Genomic DNA, 17,062 nt, shown 5'->3' with positions numbered 1-17,062 from the left:
AAGCGGGTAAACGGCAGGCATCGATTTCAGGCTGGCAGGCATTGCCCACCTGTCGCCCGGGTGGCGCTCACAGCGTCGGCGTGAACCGCAAACCCACCCAATAGGTGGTGGGCACCGAATAACTGTCCTTGAGCAGATTCTGCACGGGACCGGTCACGCTGGTGATGCGGCTGTGGGTGATATTGCTGACCTGGCCGATCACGCTCAACTGCTTGCTCACCGCATAGGTGGCGGTGAAATCCAGTTGCGAACGCGGCGACCAATACAGGTCCTGCCAATCGATGTTGCTGACGATGGAACGCAGCGCCTTGCCTTGCCGGTTGTAGGCCGCACGCAGTTCCAGCCCGCCGGCGTTGTAGAACAGCGTTGCGTTGGCGGTGTAATCGGGCTGACCCACCAGATTGTCGAGCTTGCGCTCACGCTGGGTCAGGCTGCTGCCGCTGCCGACGCTGTAAGGCACATCCAGGCTGCCATCCAGCAATGCGAGGTTTGCGCTGAAACCGACGCCACTCAACCACGGCGCGATCGGCCCCAATGTGTTGACGATGCCGTTGAACTCCACACCGCGGATACGCGCCTTGGCGGCATTGGCCGGTGTGCTGATCAACGCATTCGCATACGTGGTGCCGTCGAAGGTGAAGCTATCGGTGCGCGAGAGCGTGAAGATCTCGTCCTGGATATGTTTGTCGAAGACGGCAGCGGACGCGAACGCATCGAAATCCCCGGGAAGGCGCCATTCCAGCGATAGATCCAGGTTGTTGGACACACGCGGCTTGATGTCTGGGTTGCCGATGGTGACGGTGACGCCCTGCGCGTTCGGGTTGCCGGCGTCTGTCGTATTGACGAAGCCGATGGAGGTACGCGCCGCATAGGCATCGTACGGCGGGCGGCCCAACGTGCGGCTTGCACCGGCGCGCAGATCCAGCGCATCGGTCAGGTGATAGGTCATCACCGCCGACGGCAGTAGGTAGTCGTAGTCCGCACTGGTCGGGTTATCGACGTACACGTAGTGACTGGTTGCCGCATCCAGCTGCCGTTGGCGGCCCACCGTGTCGAGCTTGGTGCTGTCGAAATGCACACCGGCCTGCACATTCAAACGATCGCTGCGATAGCTGATCAAGCCATAGCTACCGAAGGTCTTTTCGGTATGCGTGAAATTATCCTGATTGCTGAAGGCCTGCTGGTCGGTGCTGTTGAACGCGCTCAACGGCGCGGCCGCCAGCACGCGATTGGCCTTGTTCGGATCGATGCTCAGCAGGTTCAAACCGGCATAGCGCATCGGCGCCCTGCCGGTGCCCACCACGTCGGCCAGGCCGAACGCCGGCGCCGTCGTATTGGGCTGATACTCGACGCGATAGATCTCGTAGGACGGCTTGTCGGTGGTATACGACACGCCTGCCGCAAGACCGATGCCTTGATCGCTTTCGCCTTGGTTGGAACCGTAATCGAGCCGACCGGTCAGGATGCGATCGGACGCGGTGCGCTGATAGTCCGGGCGCCAGTACGACAGGCTGTAATTGTCGAGATTGTCATATGCCTGCGGCGACACGCCGAACCGTTGATCGAAGCCGGAGGTGTCGTAATTGAACGCATAGTTGGGCGTGGCATTGACGGTTACGCCACTGCCGGTCTGGCCCACCGGCACCGGTGCCGGGCGCGTGATGCCGGTGGCGTACTTGATCATGCGAATCGGCTCGTCGTAGGTCGCGTCCGACCACGCTCCGCGTGCGGAAAACTGTTGGCGATCGGTGGGCCGCCAGATGGTTCCCAGCTGCGCAACCTTGGTACGCGTGGTGACGACCTGGTTTGAATAGCCCACCTCGATGTCGCCACCGGGATAACTGCCGGACGTTGCGGTTTGATTGAAGACACGGCCACGGTTGCGCGGATCGATGATGACCTCGTTGCGCTCCATGTCGTCCTTGAAATAGTAGTAGCCGGCCATCGCGTAGGCTTCGAGCGCCGCGCTGGGCCGCATCTCGAACTTGCCGGTGAGGCCATAACGGTCGCGCTGATCCTGCACGTACCAATATTTATCCTGCTGCGGCACCGCCCAGCCATTGCCGAGACTGTCGCCGGTCTGCAAGACACCGCTGTTGTCGTAGAACCCGTAGTGCACCGTGTCGGTGGTCATATGGGTTTCGGTGTAGCTGCTCAGCGTTTGATAGTTGGCAGACACGGTGACACCGTATTGCTGCTCGCTACCGAAGGTGCGGCTGCCGGTGGCGTTGAGGCGATAGCCAGGATCGTCCTGATCGCGCGGCTTGCCCACATCGTTGGCGTGGCCTAGCGCCGCCTCGGCGCTGAAGAACGGCTTGCCGCCGTTTTCGAAGGCGCTGCGGGTTTTCAGGTTGATCGCACCGCCGGTGGCGTTGGGATCCAGGTCGGGGGTGAAGGTCTTGACCACCTGCAATTCGCTGACCATCGAGGCCGGCAACAGGTCCAGGCGCACGCCGCGCGTGATCGAACCGAGCGTGCCGTTCGGTGTGCCGGGCGAGGCGATGGTGAGCCCGTCGATGGTGACGTTGTTGTACGAGGGCCCCAGGCCACGCAATACCGGCGTGGCTGCTTCATCGCGCGGATGCTCGTTATCGGTGGCAGGCAGGACGGACAAGCCAGGCACGCGCCGCAATGCCTCGACGATGGTGCTGTCGGGCAAGGCACGCACGTCGGTGGCGCTGATCACATCGGTGATATTGGTCGCCGCGCGCTTGCTTTCCACCGCAGCCGCGTTGGCGCGACGCACGCCGGTGACCTGCATGGCATCGAGTGTCTTTACGCCGCTTTCAGGCGCGTCTGCGGCGGGCGCCCCGCGGCCGGCTGCATCGTTGCGCGAGGTTGTGGAGGCGGTGTTCGCGGGATGCTCTGCCACCGACGCCGTCTCTGTGGGACGCTGACTCTCATTGGATGACGCCGTGTCCGGGCGTATTGGTGACGCAAGACCCAAGGCGTCGGATGACACGTCGACGGTTTGCGCCTGCACTGCAGGCGAGCATGCGGCAATGGCCACGGCGAGAACGGACAGGTGCAAACGGTACGGATCGAAGCGCTGCATGGAATCCCGTGAGTTGCGCAGCACTAACGCTGCGCCGATGAGAAAGCACGCCACCGTAGAGCGTAAAAATGACCTTCGCGTGTCGTCCGCGTCGCAGCGAAAAGACAACGCGCAGCGATGTCGCGGTATGCGAAGCAAGCACTCAGCGGCTACCGGGAAACGTCGCAAGCGCCCTGCAAAAGCCCCTCTCCCTGCGGGAGACGGGTTGGGGTGAGGGTACGGGCGAAACCACTCATGCCATGCCAACTACACGAGGCTTCGCTCGTACCCTCATCCGCCCCTAGCGGGGCACCTTCTCCCGACGGGAGAAGGGCGAACGCGTCACCTTACGGCTGCACCACCGTCATCGTGGCTGGCGTGCTGCGCCCCACACCACGCAGCTCCGGCCGGTACATGTCTTCCACCAGCGATGGCGGAACCGTGTAGGTACCCGGCGTGACGGCACGCACCAGGTAATACACCTGCGCCTTGCCGCCAGATGACAGCGCAAGCGCGGCCACATAGCGATCGTCGCGGAACTCTTCGTGCTTGACGTCGGCGGCGCTGGACCGCTCGCTGATGCCGATGCCGTCCACCACCACGTCGGACCATTGCTTGGCATCGCCGAGATTGAAATTCTCGATTTCCAGGCCGGCCGGCAACAGGTCGGTGAGCAAGGCGTCGGGCATGCTGCTATTGGCAGTGATGCTGACGCGCACGATCAACGCTTCGCCTTCCTTGAGTGGGCGCGGGGTCCACGGCTTGCCGTCGGTGGTGTACCAGCTGCGCTCCACGCTGAGATTGCGCGTATCCGGTTCCGGTGCGCTGCGCGGAATGCCGGCCACTTCCAGACTGGCGTACATCGGCGCCTCGCCTTGTGGTGCGAACTGCACACCGCGCGCCAGGGCGGCGCTGTCGAAGCTACGCCCAAACACACGTGCAGGTGCGATCTGCTGCACCTGGTCGCCCACCGTCAAGGTACCGGACACCTGCTTGCCCTGCCCGACCATCAAGGCCTTGCCCAACCGCGCAAGCGCCACTTGCTCCTGCGTGCTCAGCCATAGCCAGCCGGTCGCGCGACGCGCATCCAGGGCGCGGCCCAGGGCCACCGCGCGGGTGTCGTACTCGGGCTTGGACAACCCGCGTTCGTGCAGCAACACCATCATCAAGGCATCGTCCCGGATCGCGCTGCCGTAATCGCCGAAGTAGGGCGGACGCTCGCTGCTGTCCTTGGCAAACCCGGCCTTGATCGCCGCTTCGCCACGCTTGGTATCGCCCTGCAGCGATAAGGCGATGCCCAGATGGACCAACGACAGGCCCGTCAGCGCTTTGTCGCGCTGGTTGTCGTACAGCGCGCGCAGCGTGCCCAGCGGCGCGCGGTTGACGCGTGCCAGCACGTACCCGGACCAAGCCTGATTGGCGAACTTCAAGTTGTCGCGACGGTCCTGCCCGTAAAACTCGTTGCCACCGGACAACAGATCTTCGCTCAGGCGATTGAGCGCCTTTTGCAACACGTTGTCGGGCACCGCAAAACCGGCGTCCTTGGCGTCGAGCAGGAATTCGGCAATGTATGGGCTCAGGCCCGGATTGACGTAGCCATCGTCGCCCCACATCGAAAAATGCCCGCTGGCGATCTGCATCGACGCCAAACGCCCGAACGCGCCTTCCATGCGCTCGCGGCGCTTGGCCGGCTCCAGCCCCTTGGTGCCGAGCGCCCTGGCGGTGGCATCGTCGAGCAGCAGCGCTGCATAGCCCTTGCTGGTGGTCTGCTCGGCGCAGCCATACGGATACTCCAATGCACCCTGCAATGCGCTGGCGAACGGAATCGGCGGCAACGCGCTGACCACCATGCGTGCGGTCACCGAGCCGGCCATCAGGCCATCGGCAAATCCGCTGTCCAGGGTGATCGGCGCCAGCGGATCGAGCACGCGGGTCTGCGCACGCAACACCTGCGGCCAGCCGGCGCGCACCGGCAACTCGTAGCTGCGGTCGGCCTTGAACCCGTTGCCGTCAACGCGCACGCGCACCTTGGCCACGCCATAGCCTTCGGTGGCGCTCAGCGGGAAGCTCAGCGTCTGCTTGGCGTCCACGCCGAGCTTGACGCTGCGCGACGCTTCGCCGAGGGCGAGCGGGCCAATGCCCTCCACACGCACGTTGAACTCGCCCGGCTTGCCGGTGAAATTCTGCACGTCCAGCGTCACCGTACTGCGGTCGCCTGGGGCCATCACGCGCGGCATGCTGGCTTCGGCCAGGATCGGCGCACGCACGATGGTTTCCATGTCGCGATTGCCATAACGCGTGTCCGAGTACACCAGCGCCGACACCCGCAAGGTGCCGTTGAAATCCGGCACCGGCAGTTGCACGCGCGCGTTGCCTCGGGCGTCGAGTTTCACCGAGCCGGAAAACAGGTCAACCGTCTGCACGCGCGCGGTCGGGCGCTTGGCCTGCGGCAGGGCTTCCAGCGCCATGTCGCCGCCGAACTTGAGCTTGCCGCTGGCGCCTTCGAAACTCTCGATCACCCGCCCATAGATGTCGTACGCATCGGTCCCCAGACGACGCTGCGCGAAGAACTGCGCGTTGGCATCGGGCACCGGGAAACGGGTGATGTTGAGGATGCCCACGTCCACTGCCGAAATGGTCACGTGCGCGGCCTTGCCTGCCAACTCGGGCACGCTCACCGTCACCGGCAGGGGCTGCTCGGGGCGCATCTGCTTGGGTGCGGACACGCCCACCGCCACCCGCCGCGCCTTGCGGTCCATGGGCACATAAGCCACACCCACCGCACGTGCCGGGGTGATCTTGCTGGGCGCACTGCCGCCGCGGAAGACCAGTGCGGTGACATACACATCGTGGCGCTCCCACGCCTCGGTCACCGGAATCTCGAAGCTGCTGCCCGGCTTGACGTCGATGTCCTGCACGTACAGCAGCTTGTCGCTTTCCACCAGCAGCACGCCCTTGCCGGCATGCGGCGGGGTCAGCGTGACGGTGAGCGTATCGCCGGCGCGGTAGCCGGTCTTGTCCAGCGCCAGCTTGACCTTGTCCGGGCGCGCATCCAGGCCACGGTTTTCATCGTTCCAGCTCCAGCCGGCGCGGAACGGGTAACGCGTGGTCAGCCCGCTCGCCGGGTCGAAGACGTCCAGGCGGTATTCGCCCCATTCCACCGGGAAATCGATCTTGGCATTGACGCTGCCCACATCGAGCGTGCGCGTGTCCTTGTTTTCGAAGCGCCGGGTGAAGTCGTAATCCCAGTGATTGTCGGTGTAGTTCCAGTGGTAGTCGCGCAGCTCTCGCACCAACGTGACCTTCAGGCCCTTTGCCGGCTGCGGCTTGCCATCGGCATCCACGCGGGTGACTTCGAAGCGCGCCGTCCCATTGGCATCGGCGCCGTCTCCGTCGTCGAACAACGGCCGCACGCCGACCAGGGCCTTGGCCGGCCACAGCACGCGCTTGAGGGTGCGGGTGACCGTGCGCCCGCCGGTTTCGTACACGCTGCCGGAGACGACCGCGGCAATCGTGCTGACCGGCTTGGCCTCGTCCGGCAATGCGATGTCTTCGCGCAGGATGCCGTCGCCACCGAACTCGGTGTCGATCACGTCCTTGGCTTCGCGCGGCAGCTCCAGCGTGGGGTCGCCGAAGAACCAGCCGGGCAGCGTTTCAAGCGGATGCTGCTCGACGCTGACTGCCAGCTTGGCGGTGAAACGGTTGCCAGCGGCCGGTGCGCCGTACAGATACGCGGCATTGACCACCAGCTTGAACGGCTGGCCGGCGCTCAAGATCTTTTGCGTGCTGTCCAGGTCCAGCTTCATGCGCTCGGGCAGGAACTCTTCCACGCGCACGGTCATGCCCTGCACGGCGTCCTTGCTGGCCGGATCGGTGCGGAATTCCACCTGCCAGCGGCCGGTCGGCGCATCGGCCGGAATCTGCTGGGCGAATTCGAAATAGCCCTGCTCGCCCGGCAGCAGTTTGGTCTCGCGGAAGGTCTTGCCGTCCGGCTGCTTCAGGCGCAGGAACACCGGTTGCGGCTTGGTCGGTTTGCCGTCGTTGTCGCGCAGGATCGCCGACACCCGCATGGTTTCGCCGGGGCGATACAGATCGCGACCGGCCCAGGCGAACACATCGAACCACGCGCCCTGGCGCCCGGCCACGGCGAACTCGCTCAGATCCAATGCCGGCTGGTTGAACGGCAGCAGCGAAATGTCGGTCTTGCTGCGTGCGGTCAGCACATGGCCGGCGTCGAGCGTGTAGTTGAGCAGCGCATTGCCGTTGCCGTCGGTCGCACCTTTCAGGAACAACTCGCCCTTGGCGTCGAGGATGCGCAGCTCCACGTTCTTGATCGGCTCGCCGCTCTGCAACGAGGCGGTGTGGACGAACAACTTGTCCTTGTAGGCGCGCGTATGCAGGCCGATGTCGCTGACGGTAAAGAACGCGGTGTCGAATTCGTTTTCGAAACTGCCGGCGCGCTTCATCACCGCGAAATACAGACCCGGTTCCTGCAGCTCCTTGATGTCCTGCGTCGGCAGGTAGGTCAGCACGCGTTCGTTCTGCTTGCCGCCAAGAATGAAGCGATTGACGTACACCGGGTCGGCCAGTTGGGACAACGGCTGGTTGCCGCTGTACTCGCTCTCCAGATCCCAGCTGCCGCGGCGCCCGCCACGCTGGAACTGCTGGAAGAATGCCGGCAGCGATTTTTCGCGCACGCGCAGGAACTCGACATCCACCTCCGGCACGTTCACCGACACCACCGGCAGGCCACGGCTCTCGCGCGCCGGCAGCACGCTGCCCTGCGAAGCGAACCCGGCCACCGGCTTGAGTTCGCCGGTGTAGACCTTCTGCTTGAGCGGCTTGCCCAGGCGGCTGCCGTCGGCGGCCAGCAGGTTGGCGTCGACCAGTACGGTGTAGTCCTTGGCCGCTTCGACGTACGGGTAGCGCAGCGTCTTGCCGTCCTCGGACAGCGCCCAGCTGCTGTCGCCCGTGCCGACCTTCTCTTCGAAGCGCACCAGCGCATCGAAATCCTGCGTACCGACCAGCGGCCGCGAGAATTCCAGTGCCAGCGACAGGCCGTCGCTGGTCTGGTCGGGATAGGCACGCGCCAGCGCGAAACCGGTGATGGCCTGCTTGTCGGCCTTGATCGCCTCGCCGCTTGCCGCGGGCAGCTGACCGCTTTCGTTGCGCTTGCACGCCACCGCGCCGATTGCCACGACCAGCAACACCGCCCACAGCAACATCCGCCGTGTGCCCGACCGCATCATCCGTGATCCCTGGCTGTCCATTCGTGCTACTCGCAATGTGAGAACGCAAGTATAGCGACGCCGCGCATCTGGCTGATGGCGCCAAAGCGACGACCTGGCTGCTTGCCGATGGGCGGCAAGCGTGCGCTGCTGGCGAGCGTTGCGATGGCAAACTGGCGGTGAGCGCATGATTGGTAACCGCGCTTGGAGCGACTGCCGAACCACGTCATGCCGCCTAGTGCAGACAGCTGGGCTGAGACTTGGCTGCAGGGCCCTTGCGCGCCCGCCATCGCAGGACACGCTGCAAGTACGTCCATGTAAGCTTCGTGGCGGCATCCAGGCCGCCCAGGGTCCCGCGACGGTGAGCGGGCAAGGACCAATGACGATTGGCCGGTGTCTCTGAGGGCAGTGCTCAAAGCGCTTTTTTGATCGCCCCTCGCTCGTTCTGTCGTCGCGTCCATCGAATGCCAAGCAATCGATCCGCGACAGCACGCTAGCCGAGTCGAAATGACCCGCTTTCAGTGGGTCGCCAGCTGACTGTCTGGCACGGTGACCTCGCCGATTGCGGGACAGTTGGCGGCATGGATGCCGCCATCGGGCCTCCAAGGCTGGATTCACGGCGTGTCCCGCAAGCGGTGAGGGCATCGCGCTGTCGACCAACCAGGCTTTTGACTAGCTCACAAAGAGCTGCAAAAAAAGCACTCGCCGCGGGGCACAGGCATTGACGACATTTGTTCCCCGCTATCAGGGCAACTCCAGCAACGCACGCATGTACAGTTCGATCAGCGCCGGCTTATCCACGCGCAGACAGGCCTGCACATTGGGCGCACCAGCGCCTTCGCGGGTATAGCCTTGCGCATCCACGTCCAGATGCAGCGGCGTGGTCGGGCACAGCGCCGGGCGTAGCAGCCAGGCCACCGGCACTACATCGAACAATGTGGGCGTGGCACTGGCCCAGGGCTGGTCGGTGTTGCGCCACTGGTAGTACAGCTGCGTCAGCGCATCGGTCAGTCCGTCACCGTGCGCGAACAAGGCCACGCGCTCGGGCTCTTCCAGCGTGATCTGCGTGGCATCCAGCGGCAACAACACGATCGGCACACCAGATGAGAACACGCGCTGCGCTGCCGGCACGTCGGCCAGGATGTTGTACTCCGGCACCGGCGTACTGGCCGGACGATACGCAGACTTGCCATAGCCCACCCGCACAGATCCGCCCATCGCCACCACACGCTTGAGCTTGGCAAAGCCGGCCGGGTCGCGTTGTTGCGCCAGCGCCGCATCGGTCATCGGCCCCAGCACCAGCAAGGTGACCTCGCCCGGATGCTGGCGCGCCTGCTGCAGGATCATCGCAGCCGCATCAGGCAGTGCCGCCGGTACCTGTCCCTTGGCCGCCCAGCCTGCCTGGCTAAACGCAATGCTGCTGGTGGTACGCGCGCCCACCGCCAGCGGGATCTCGCTGCGCCCGGCCTGCTGCAACAACCGCTGCAGCAACTGCACGCGCAACGTGGTGTCGCCCCATGCCGATGCGATGCCCAGCACCTGCAACTGCGGACGACGCAGCAGCAATCCCAACGCGAACGCATCGTCGATATCGTCGCCGATGTCGGTGGAGACCACCACTTTCTCGGTCTGCACCGATGCCGGCATGGATGGCACGGCCGCGGCGGACTGCTGCGCCCACGCGGCAGTGGACACGCACCACATCGCTACCAATCCCCACGCGCGCTGCCAGGTCCGCCGCATCTGTCCACTCCTGCTGCCATAAAAAAACCGCCGGCATGATCGCCGGCGGTTCGATAGTGCTACACCAAAGCGCCGATCAGAAGTTGGCGCGGAACTGCGCACCCACGATGCGCGGGTCGTTGATGAAGCCGGTGAGGTTGTTGAAGTCGATCGCACCGGTCACGCGGATCTGGTTGGTGCAGTTGCGGCAGAACACCGACAACTCGTACGCACCCGCGCCCCAGTTGTAGCCGATCTTGGCGCCACCTTCGACCAGCGGCTGGCCGGTGAATTCCTTGGAGTCGTACAGGAAGAAGTTCACCTCGCTGCGGTACGACCAGTCGGTGTAGAAGAACAGCTCGCCGTCGTTGCCCATCGGAATGCCGTAACGCAGGGTGGCGTTGGCCATCCACTTCGCCGCCTGCGGCAAATCGTTGCCGTCGATCACTGCGCGGCCGGCCGCATTGATCGGGTCGGTGACGGTGCAGGTGCGGCAGATGCCCACCGACAGGTTCGGGTCGTCGATGCGGGTCCAGTTGTAGGCGCCGCCTGCGGTAACGCGCAGGTTCTGGGTCAGCAAGGCTTCGAAATCGAACTCCGCACCGCGGGCCTTGGTCTTGTCGGCGTTGAGCAGACGTACGTCGTTGGACGCACCACCCACCGCCGTGAGCTGCTGGTTCTTCACCCGGAAATCGTAGATATCGAAGCTCAGGCGCGCGCGGTTGTCGAACAGGTCCGACTTGATGCCGAGCTCGAACGAATCCACCGTCTCCGGCTCGGCCACGGTCAGCGGCGCGGTGCCCGACGGCACGCCGAAGCTGGCGCCGCGGAAACCGCGTGCGGCACGTGCATACACATTGACGTCGTCGTTGATGGAGAAGGTTGCCGCCAGATCGCCGGTGACCTTGGAGTTGTCGGTCTGCCCGCTGGACGGTTCGACCAGGGTGACGCGGTCCAGCGCCAGCACGTCGAATGTCTTCTTGTCGTAGGTGTAGCGGATACCGGCGCGCAGGTTCAAGCGGTCGGTGGCCGCGTAGTTCAACGAGCCGAACGCCGCCCAGGAGGTATTGCGCTGGCGGGTCAGTTGGTAGCTGGCCAGATCGCCGCCGCTGAGGGTGTTGTAGGTGTAATTTTCGCCTTCCACATCGTCATGGAAGTAGTACAGGCCGGCCTGCCAGTTGAGCGGGCCGTCGTACTGCGATTCGGCGCGCACTTCCTGGCTGTACTGATCCAGGCTCTTGATGCCGCCGGCGGTTTCCACCGGGAACGGAATCACGCCCGGGCCCGACGGCGGTGCGAACACCGCACCGAAGCCACCGTCGATATCGCCACGGCTGTAGTACTTGCCGATGCCTTCGTATGCGGTGATCGAGTGCAGCGCGATGTCGCCCAGATCCCAGCTCAGGTTGGCGCTGCCGCCGTAGGTCTGCAGTTCCTGGCGGTTGGCGCCGTCGATGAAGGACTTATCCGCATCGAAGCCATCCACCAGCTGATTGGTACCGGGCTGGATGATGTTGGCGCGGAACAGGCGCGCGGTGCCGTCCAGATGGCGCGCATGCGCATTGAACAACGCGCTGAAGTCGTCGCTGGCCTGGTACAGCAGCTGCAGGCGCACGGCCGAATCGGTATAGCCTTCCAGATCGCGGCCGTCGCGGTTTTCCACCCAGTCGTCGCGGCGCTGGCCCAGCGTGGACAGACGCGCCGCCCAATGGTCGCCCATCGCGATGCTCAGGCCGCTTTCCAGGGTCATGGTGCCGTAGGTGCCGTAGGACAGGCTGGCGTAGCCGTCATTGGCGCCGATGGTCGGCTTGACCGAATTGAACTTGACCACGCCTGCCGGCGTGTTGCGGCCGAACAGCGTGCCTTGCGGGCCGCGCAGCACTTCCAGGCCTTCCAGATCGAAGATCGGGAAGCCCTTCAGGAACGCGTTTTCCTGCACTACGTCGTCATAGATCAACGATACCGGCTGCGAGGCGTAGGTGTTGAAGTCGGTATTGCCGTAGCCGCGGATGTACACGCGCGGGAACACACGGCCGTTGGACGATTCGATGTTCAGGCTGGGCGCCTTGCCGGCGAGCACGCGGATGTCCGAACCGCTGGTGGAGATGGCATCCAGGAATTCCGGACGCAACACCGATGCCGATACCGGCACGTCCTTGGAGTCTTCCGAACGCCGCTCGACCGTGACCTTGACCGCATCCAGACGTACGACGCCGTCGTCGCTGGGCGTCTGCTGGGCAACAGCATGGAGCGGAAGAAGGGAAACGACGGCAACGGCAAGCGCGCTGATCTTGAGCGACCGGCTGGCGGACATGGGAAGAACTCCGGATTCTGGTGGCGGGGCGGCCCGGCCTGCGTGCCGCGGCGCAACAGAATTAACACGATTTACACAAATATGGCAGAGCGCGTGCGAAAAAGTTTCCGGAATTCGAAAACGTGTTCTAATTAATGCAACGCAGTCTTGCGATTTATACGACGGCAAGTGGGAAGCTCCGTTAGCGGCGCTGGCCATATCCCCCTTTACAGGCTTATCCAACCTCGGCAACAGGCGCCGGCACCCTGACCCAACCCTCCATCAACACCCGCGCACTGCGACTCATCAGCGCCTTGGTCACCTGCCACTGGCCCTCGACCAGCTGCGCCTGCGCGCCGACCCGCAAGGTGCCGGACGGATGCCCGAATCGCACCGCCGAGCGCGCCGCACCGCCGGCAGCCAGATTGACCAGCGTGCCCGGCACGGCCGCAGCGGTGCCGATCGCAACTGCTGCAGTGCCCATCATCGCGTGATGCAATTTGCCCATCGACATCGCACGCACCAGCAGATCGATTTCTGCCGCGTGCACCGGCTTGCGGCTGGACGCGGTGTAGTCGGCCGGCGGTGCCACGAAGGCGACCTTGGGCGTGTGTTGCCGCGTCGCGGCGTCTTCCACCTTCGCAATCAAACCCATCCGCACCGCACCGTGCGCGCGCAATGTCTCGAACATGGTCAAGGCGCGCGGGTCGCCATTGATGGCGTCCTGCAGCTCGGTCCCGGTGTAACCCAGGTCGCGCGCGTTGACGAAGATGGTGGGAATGCCCGCATTGATCAGCGTGGCATCGAGCGTGCCCAGCCCGGGAATCTCCAGTTGATCGATGACGTTGCCGGTGGGAAACATCGCCCCGCCGTCGCCTTCGGCATCGTCGGCCGGGTCGAGAAATTCCAGCTGCACTTCCGCCGCCGGAAAGGTCACCCCATCCAGTTCAAAGTCGCCGGTCTCCTGCACCAGCCCACCGGTCATCGGCACATGCGCCACGATGGTCTTGCCGATATTGGCCTGCCAGATCCGCACCGTGGCCACACCATCGCGTGGCACGCGTGCGGGATCGATCAAGCCGCTGGCGATGGCGAATGGCCCCACCGCCGCCGACAGATTGCCGCAGTTACCGCTCCAATCCACGAACGCGCTATCGATGGACACCTGCCCGAACAGGTAGTCCACATCATGCCCATCGCGCGTGCTGGCCGACACGATCACGCTCTTGCTGGTGCTCGATGTGGCCCCGCCCATGCCATCGATCTGCTTGGCATACGGATCCGGGCTGCCGATCACCCGCAACAACAACGCATCGCGTGCAGCCCCCGGCTGCTGCGCGGCGGTCGGCAGATCCTGCAGACGGAAAAACACGCCTTTGCTGGTGCCCCCGCGCATGTAGGTGGCGGGGATGCGGAGTTGGGGAAGATGCGGCATGGAACCTCGGTTAGCTCACTGGATGGAGTCGCAGCAAAGGGGATATCGATTGCAGCAGTGCAAGCGCTCAGCACCACGCGTGCGTTATGCAGTTCATTGTGCTTCGCTCATCCATGCGGGGAGGTCGCGCTGCATCTGCAGCACACGCCAGATCACAATGCTGGCATCACGCTCAACGTAGAAAAGTAGGTAGGGAAATCCGTCGAGCGGCCACACGCGCACATCCTGCAGCTTCACATCACCGCATAGCGACTTGCACCAGCGCTAGGATGCTGCACGAGCATGTCGACCGCCGATACCAGTGCGTCGACAAACGCCAGTTCGACCTCCAGCCCCGCCTGTTCGCCGTACCACGCGGCTGCGGCCTCGACATCGCGCAGCGCCAACGGACGCCAGTGCGCAGGCTTCACTGCTCGCCGGCACGCGCGTTGGCACGCGCTTGCATCGCGTTGAAGAAGCCAGCCTCGGCCGCCACTGCCGGTCCGGAGTTCGCTCCACCAAGCAACACACCACGCAGCTGTTCGATATCGCGTTGCTTGCGAATCAACTCACGTAAGTACTCGCTGCTGGAACCGTAAGCATGCTCCGCCACCTGCTGATCGACGAACTGCTTGAGCTCGTCAGGCAAAGAAATGTTCATGGTGGCCATACCGCCTCCGGATGGCAAAGATTGCCAAAGTGTGCGCGCCCCGTTCGGCAGGTGCAAGCCGACTGGGGCGTTTCAATCAGCGCTCTCAGGCAGCCGAGGCTTCCAGAAAATCCTGCGCAAACCGCTGCAACACGCCACCGGCTTCGTAAATCGACACTTCCTCTGCAGTATCCAGTCGGCAGGTCACCGGCACCTGCAGCTGCTCGCCATCACGCCGATGGATCGACAACGTCAGCGTGGCGCCCGGCGTGCGCTCACCCACCACGTCGAAAGTTTCGCTGCCATCGATGCCCAAGGTCCTGCGGTCGGTGCCCGGCTTGAACTCCAGCGGCAGCACGCCCATGCCGATCAAGTTGGTACGGTGAATCCGCTCGAAGCCTTCGGCGACAATCACTTCCACACCGGCAAGCCGCACACCCTTGGCTGCCCAGTCGCGCGACGAGCCCTGCCCGTAATCGGCGCCGGCAATGATGATCAACGGCTGCTTGCGCGTCATATAGGTTTCGATCGCCTCCCACATGCGTAGCACCTGGCCCTCCGGCTCCAGCCGGGCCAGCGAGCCGGCTTTGATCTGCCCATCGACCACCGCCATTTCGTTGATCAACTTGGGGTTGGCAAACGTCGCACGCTGGGCGGTGAGGTGGTCGCCGCGATGGGTGGCGTAGGAATTGAAGTCCTCCTCCGGCACGCCCATTTGCGCCAGATATTGCCCGGCGGCACTGCCGGCCATGATCGCGTTCGACGGCGACAGGTGATCGGTGGTGATGTTGTCGCCCAGCACGGCCAACGGGCGCATGCCGAGCAGCGTGCGCGCGCCGGCCAAGGCGCCTTCCCAGTACGGCGGGCGCCGAATATACGTGCTGGCCGGGCGCCACTCGTACAACGGGTTCACGCTGATCCCCTGCCCCGCGCTGCGCTTGAACATCGGGTCGTACACGCTGCGGAAGTGTTCCGGCTTGACGCTGCGCGCCACCACTGCGTCGATCTCGGCATCGCTCGGCCACAGATCCTTGAGCGTGACCGGCACGCCGTCGGCGTCGATGCCCAACACATCCTTCTCGATATCGAAGCGCACGGTGCCGGCAATGGCATAGGCAATCACCAGCGGCGGCGAAGCAAGAAACGCCTGCTTGGCATACGGATGGATGCGCCCATCGAAATTCCGGTTGCCCGACAGCACCGCCGTGGCATACAGATCGCGATCGATGACTTCCTGCTGGATCGCAGGATCCAGCGCCCCGCTCATGCCATTGCAGGTGGTGCAGGCAAACGCCACGATGCCGAAGCCCAATTGTTCCAGCTCGCTCAGTAACCCGGCTTCTTCCAGGTACAGTTGCACTGCCTTGGATCCCGGAGCCAGCGAGCTTTTCACCCACGGCTTGCGGGTCAAGCCACGCGCATTGGCATTGCGCGCCAGCAAACCGGCAGCAATCACGTTGCGCGGGTTCGAGGTATTGGTGCACGAGGTGATCGCTGCGATGATTACTGCGCCATCGGGCATCTTCCCCGGCACCTGCTCCCACGCACCGGCAATGCCACGATCCGCCAGTGCGGTGGTGGCCACGCGTTTGTGCGGATTGGACGGCCCGGCCATGTTGCGCACCACGCTCGCCAGATCGAACTGCAGCACGCGCTCGTACTGCGCGGTGGCCAGATCGTCTGCCCATAGGCCGGTATGCCGCGCATAGGTCTCCACCAATGCGACCTGCGCATCGTCGCGACCAGTGAGCCGCAGGTAGTCGATGGTCTGCTGGTCGATAGAGAACATCGCCGCCGTCGCACCGAATTCCGGCGTCATGTTGGAAATGGTCGCGCGGTCGCCGATGGTCAGCGCCCGCGCACCATCCCCGTAAAACTCGAGATACGCCCCAACCACGCGTTGCGCGCGCAGGAATTCGGTCAATGCCAGCACGATGTCGGTGGCGGTGATGCCAGGCGCCGGCCGGCCGGTCAATTCCACGCCGATGATGTCCGGCAGGCGCATCCACGAGGCGCGGCCCAGCATCACGTTCTCCGCTTCCAACCCGCCGACGCCCACCGCGATCACGCCCAGCGCATCCACATGCGGCGTGTGGCTGTCGGTGCCCACACAGGTATCCGGGAACGCCACGCCATCGAGCGTGTAGATCACTGGCGACATCTTCTCCAGATTGATCTGATGCATGATCCCGTTGCCTGGCGGAATCACTTCCATGTTCTCGAACGCACGCTTGGTCCATTCGATGAAGTGGAAGCGATCGGCGTTGCGGCGATCTTCCACGCTGCGATTCTTGGCGAACGCCTGCTTGTCGAAGCCGGCGTATTCCACTGCCAGCGAGTGATCCACGATCAACTGCACCGGCACCACCGGATTGACTTGTGCCGGGTCGCCGCCCTGCTCGGCAATGGCATCGCGCAAGCCGGCAAGATCGACCAATGCGGTCTGGCCCAGGATGTCGTGACACACCACACGTGCCGGAAACCACGGGAAATCCAGCTCGCGCTTGCGCTCGATCAACTGCCGCAGGTACGCCTCCAGCAGTTGCGGCTCTGCACGCCGCACCAGGTTCTCGGCATGCACGCGTGCGGTGTACGGCAAGGTCGCATACGCACCGGGCTGCAGCGCATCGACGGCAGCGCGTGCATCGAAGTAATCCAACGAGGTGCCCGGCAAGGGCTTGCGGTACTGGCTATTCATGGCTGGCGATATCACAAGGCGGCC

Annotated in this window: 9 protein-coding genes; all 9 read right to left on the bottom strand. The window is 64.2% G+C overall.

The genetic code is table 11. The annotated features are described in order from the left end of the window. Window positions 1-67: 67 nt before the first annotated feature. A complete protein-coding gene (locus AMD14_RS06330; RefSeq protein WP_011050728.1) occupies window positions 68-3,055 on the bottom strand; it encodes a TonB-dependent receptor in 2,988 nt (995 codons plus the stop codon). Between the two features lie 326 nt (window positions 3,056-3,381). Beyond that, window positions 3,382-8,283, bottom strand: coding sequence for an alpha-2-macroglobulin family protein (locus AMD14_RS06325; RefSeq protein ID WP_162010798.1), 4,902 nt, complete (start codon window positions 8,281-8,283; stop codon window positions 3,382-3,384). Window positions 8,284-9,006: 723 nt separating this feature from the next. Continuing rightward, window positions 9,007-10,005, bottom strand: coding sequence for a nucleoside hydrolase (locus AMD14_RS06320; RefSeq protein ID WP_015462934.1), 999 nt, complete (start codon window positions 10,003-10,005; stop codon window positions 9,007-9,009). 76 nt (window positions 10,006-10,081) lie between these two features. Then, window positions 10,082-12,298, bottom strand: a complete 2,217-nt coding sequence (locus AMD14_RS06315) for a TonB-dependent receptor (protein ID WP_003483908.1) — start codon at window positions 12,296-12,298, stop codon at window positions 10,082-10,084. Window positions 12,299-12,512: 214 nt separating this feature from the next. Further along, window positions 12,513-13,712, bottom strand: a complete 1,200-nt coding sequence (prpF, locus tag AMD14_RS06310) for a 2-methylaconitate cis-trans isomerase PrpF (RefSeq protein ID WP_011050725.1) — start codon at window positions 13,710-13,712, stop codon at window positions 12,513-12,515. A gap of 93 nt (window positions 13,713-13,805) precedes the next feature. Next, window positions 13,806-13,949, bottom strand: a complete 144-nt coding sequence (locus tag AMD14_RS24845) for a hypothetical protein (protein WP_157312935.1) — start codon at window positions 13,947-13,949, stop codon at window positions 13,806-13,808. Beyond that, window positions 13,946-14,098, bottom strand: coding sequence for a type II toxin-antitoxin system RelE/ParE family toxin (locus AMD14_RS24565; protein WP_180324513.1), 153 nt, complete (start codon window positions 14,096-14,098; stop codon window positions 13,946-13,948). The genes AMD14_RS24845 and AMD14_RS24565 overlap by 4 nt, the downstream gene beginning before the upstream one ends. 20 nt (window positions 14,099-14,118) lie before the next feature. Further along, complete coding sequence (locus AMD14_RS06305; protein ID WP_015462933.1) at window positions 14,119-14,361, bottom strand: type II toxin-antitoxin system ParD family antitoxin; 243 nt, start codon at window positions 14,359-14,361, stop codon at window positions 14,119-14,121. Window positions 14,362-14,446: 85 nt separating this feature from the next. Further along, window positions 14,447-17,038, bottom strand: coding sequence for a Fe/S-dependent 2-methylisocitrate dehydratase AcnD (acnD, locus tag AMD14_RS06300; protein ID WP_011050723.1), 2,592 nt, complete (start codon window positions 17,036-17,038; stop codon window positions 14,447-14,449). Between the last annotated feature and the right edge of the window lie 24 nt (window positions 17,039-17,062).

This window comes from Xanthomonas citri pv. citri (genome assembly GCF_000961215.1).
Taxonomy (GTDB): Bacteria; Pseudomonadota; Gammaproteobacteria; order Xanthomonadales; family Xanthomonadaceae; genus Xanthomonas; species Xanthomonas cissicola.
This window is presented reverse-complemented; position numbering and strand designations above follow the sequence as displayed.

What these genes read in the sequence shown, in the direction of transcription:
- AMD14_RS06330 (WP_011050728.1), bottom strand. Translation starts at nt 3,055, where the DNA reads ATGCAGCGCTTCGATCCGTACCGTTTGCACCTGTCCGTTCTCGCCGTG.
- AMD14_RS06325 (WP_162010798.1), bottom strand. Translation starts at nt 8,283, where the DNA reads ATGATGCGGTCGGGCACACGGCGGATGTTGCTGTGGGCGGTGTTGCTG.
- AMD14_RS06320 (WP_015462934.1), bottom strand. Translation starts at nt 10,005, where the DNA reads ATGCGGCGGACCTGGCAGCGCGCGTGGGGATTGGTAGCGATGTGGTGC.
- AMD14_RS06315 (WP_003483908.1), bottom strand. Translation starts at nt 12,298, where the DNA reads ATGTCCGCCAGCCGGTCGCTCAAGATCAGCGCGCTTGCCGTTGCCGTC.
- prpF (WP_011050725.1), bottom strand. Translation starts at nt 13,712, where the DNA reads ATGCCGCATCTTCCCCAACTCCGCATCCCCGCCACCTACATGCGCGGG.
- AMD14_RS06305 (WP_015462933.1), bottom strand. Translation starts at nt 14,361, where the DNA reads ATGGCCACCATGAACATTTCTTTGCCTGACGAGCTCAAGCAGTTCGTC.
- acnD (WP_011050723.1), bottom strand. Translation starts at nt 17,038, where the DNA reads ATGAATAGCCAGTACCGCAAGCCCTTGCCGGGCACCTCGTTGGATTAC.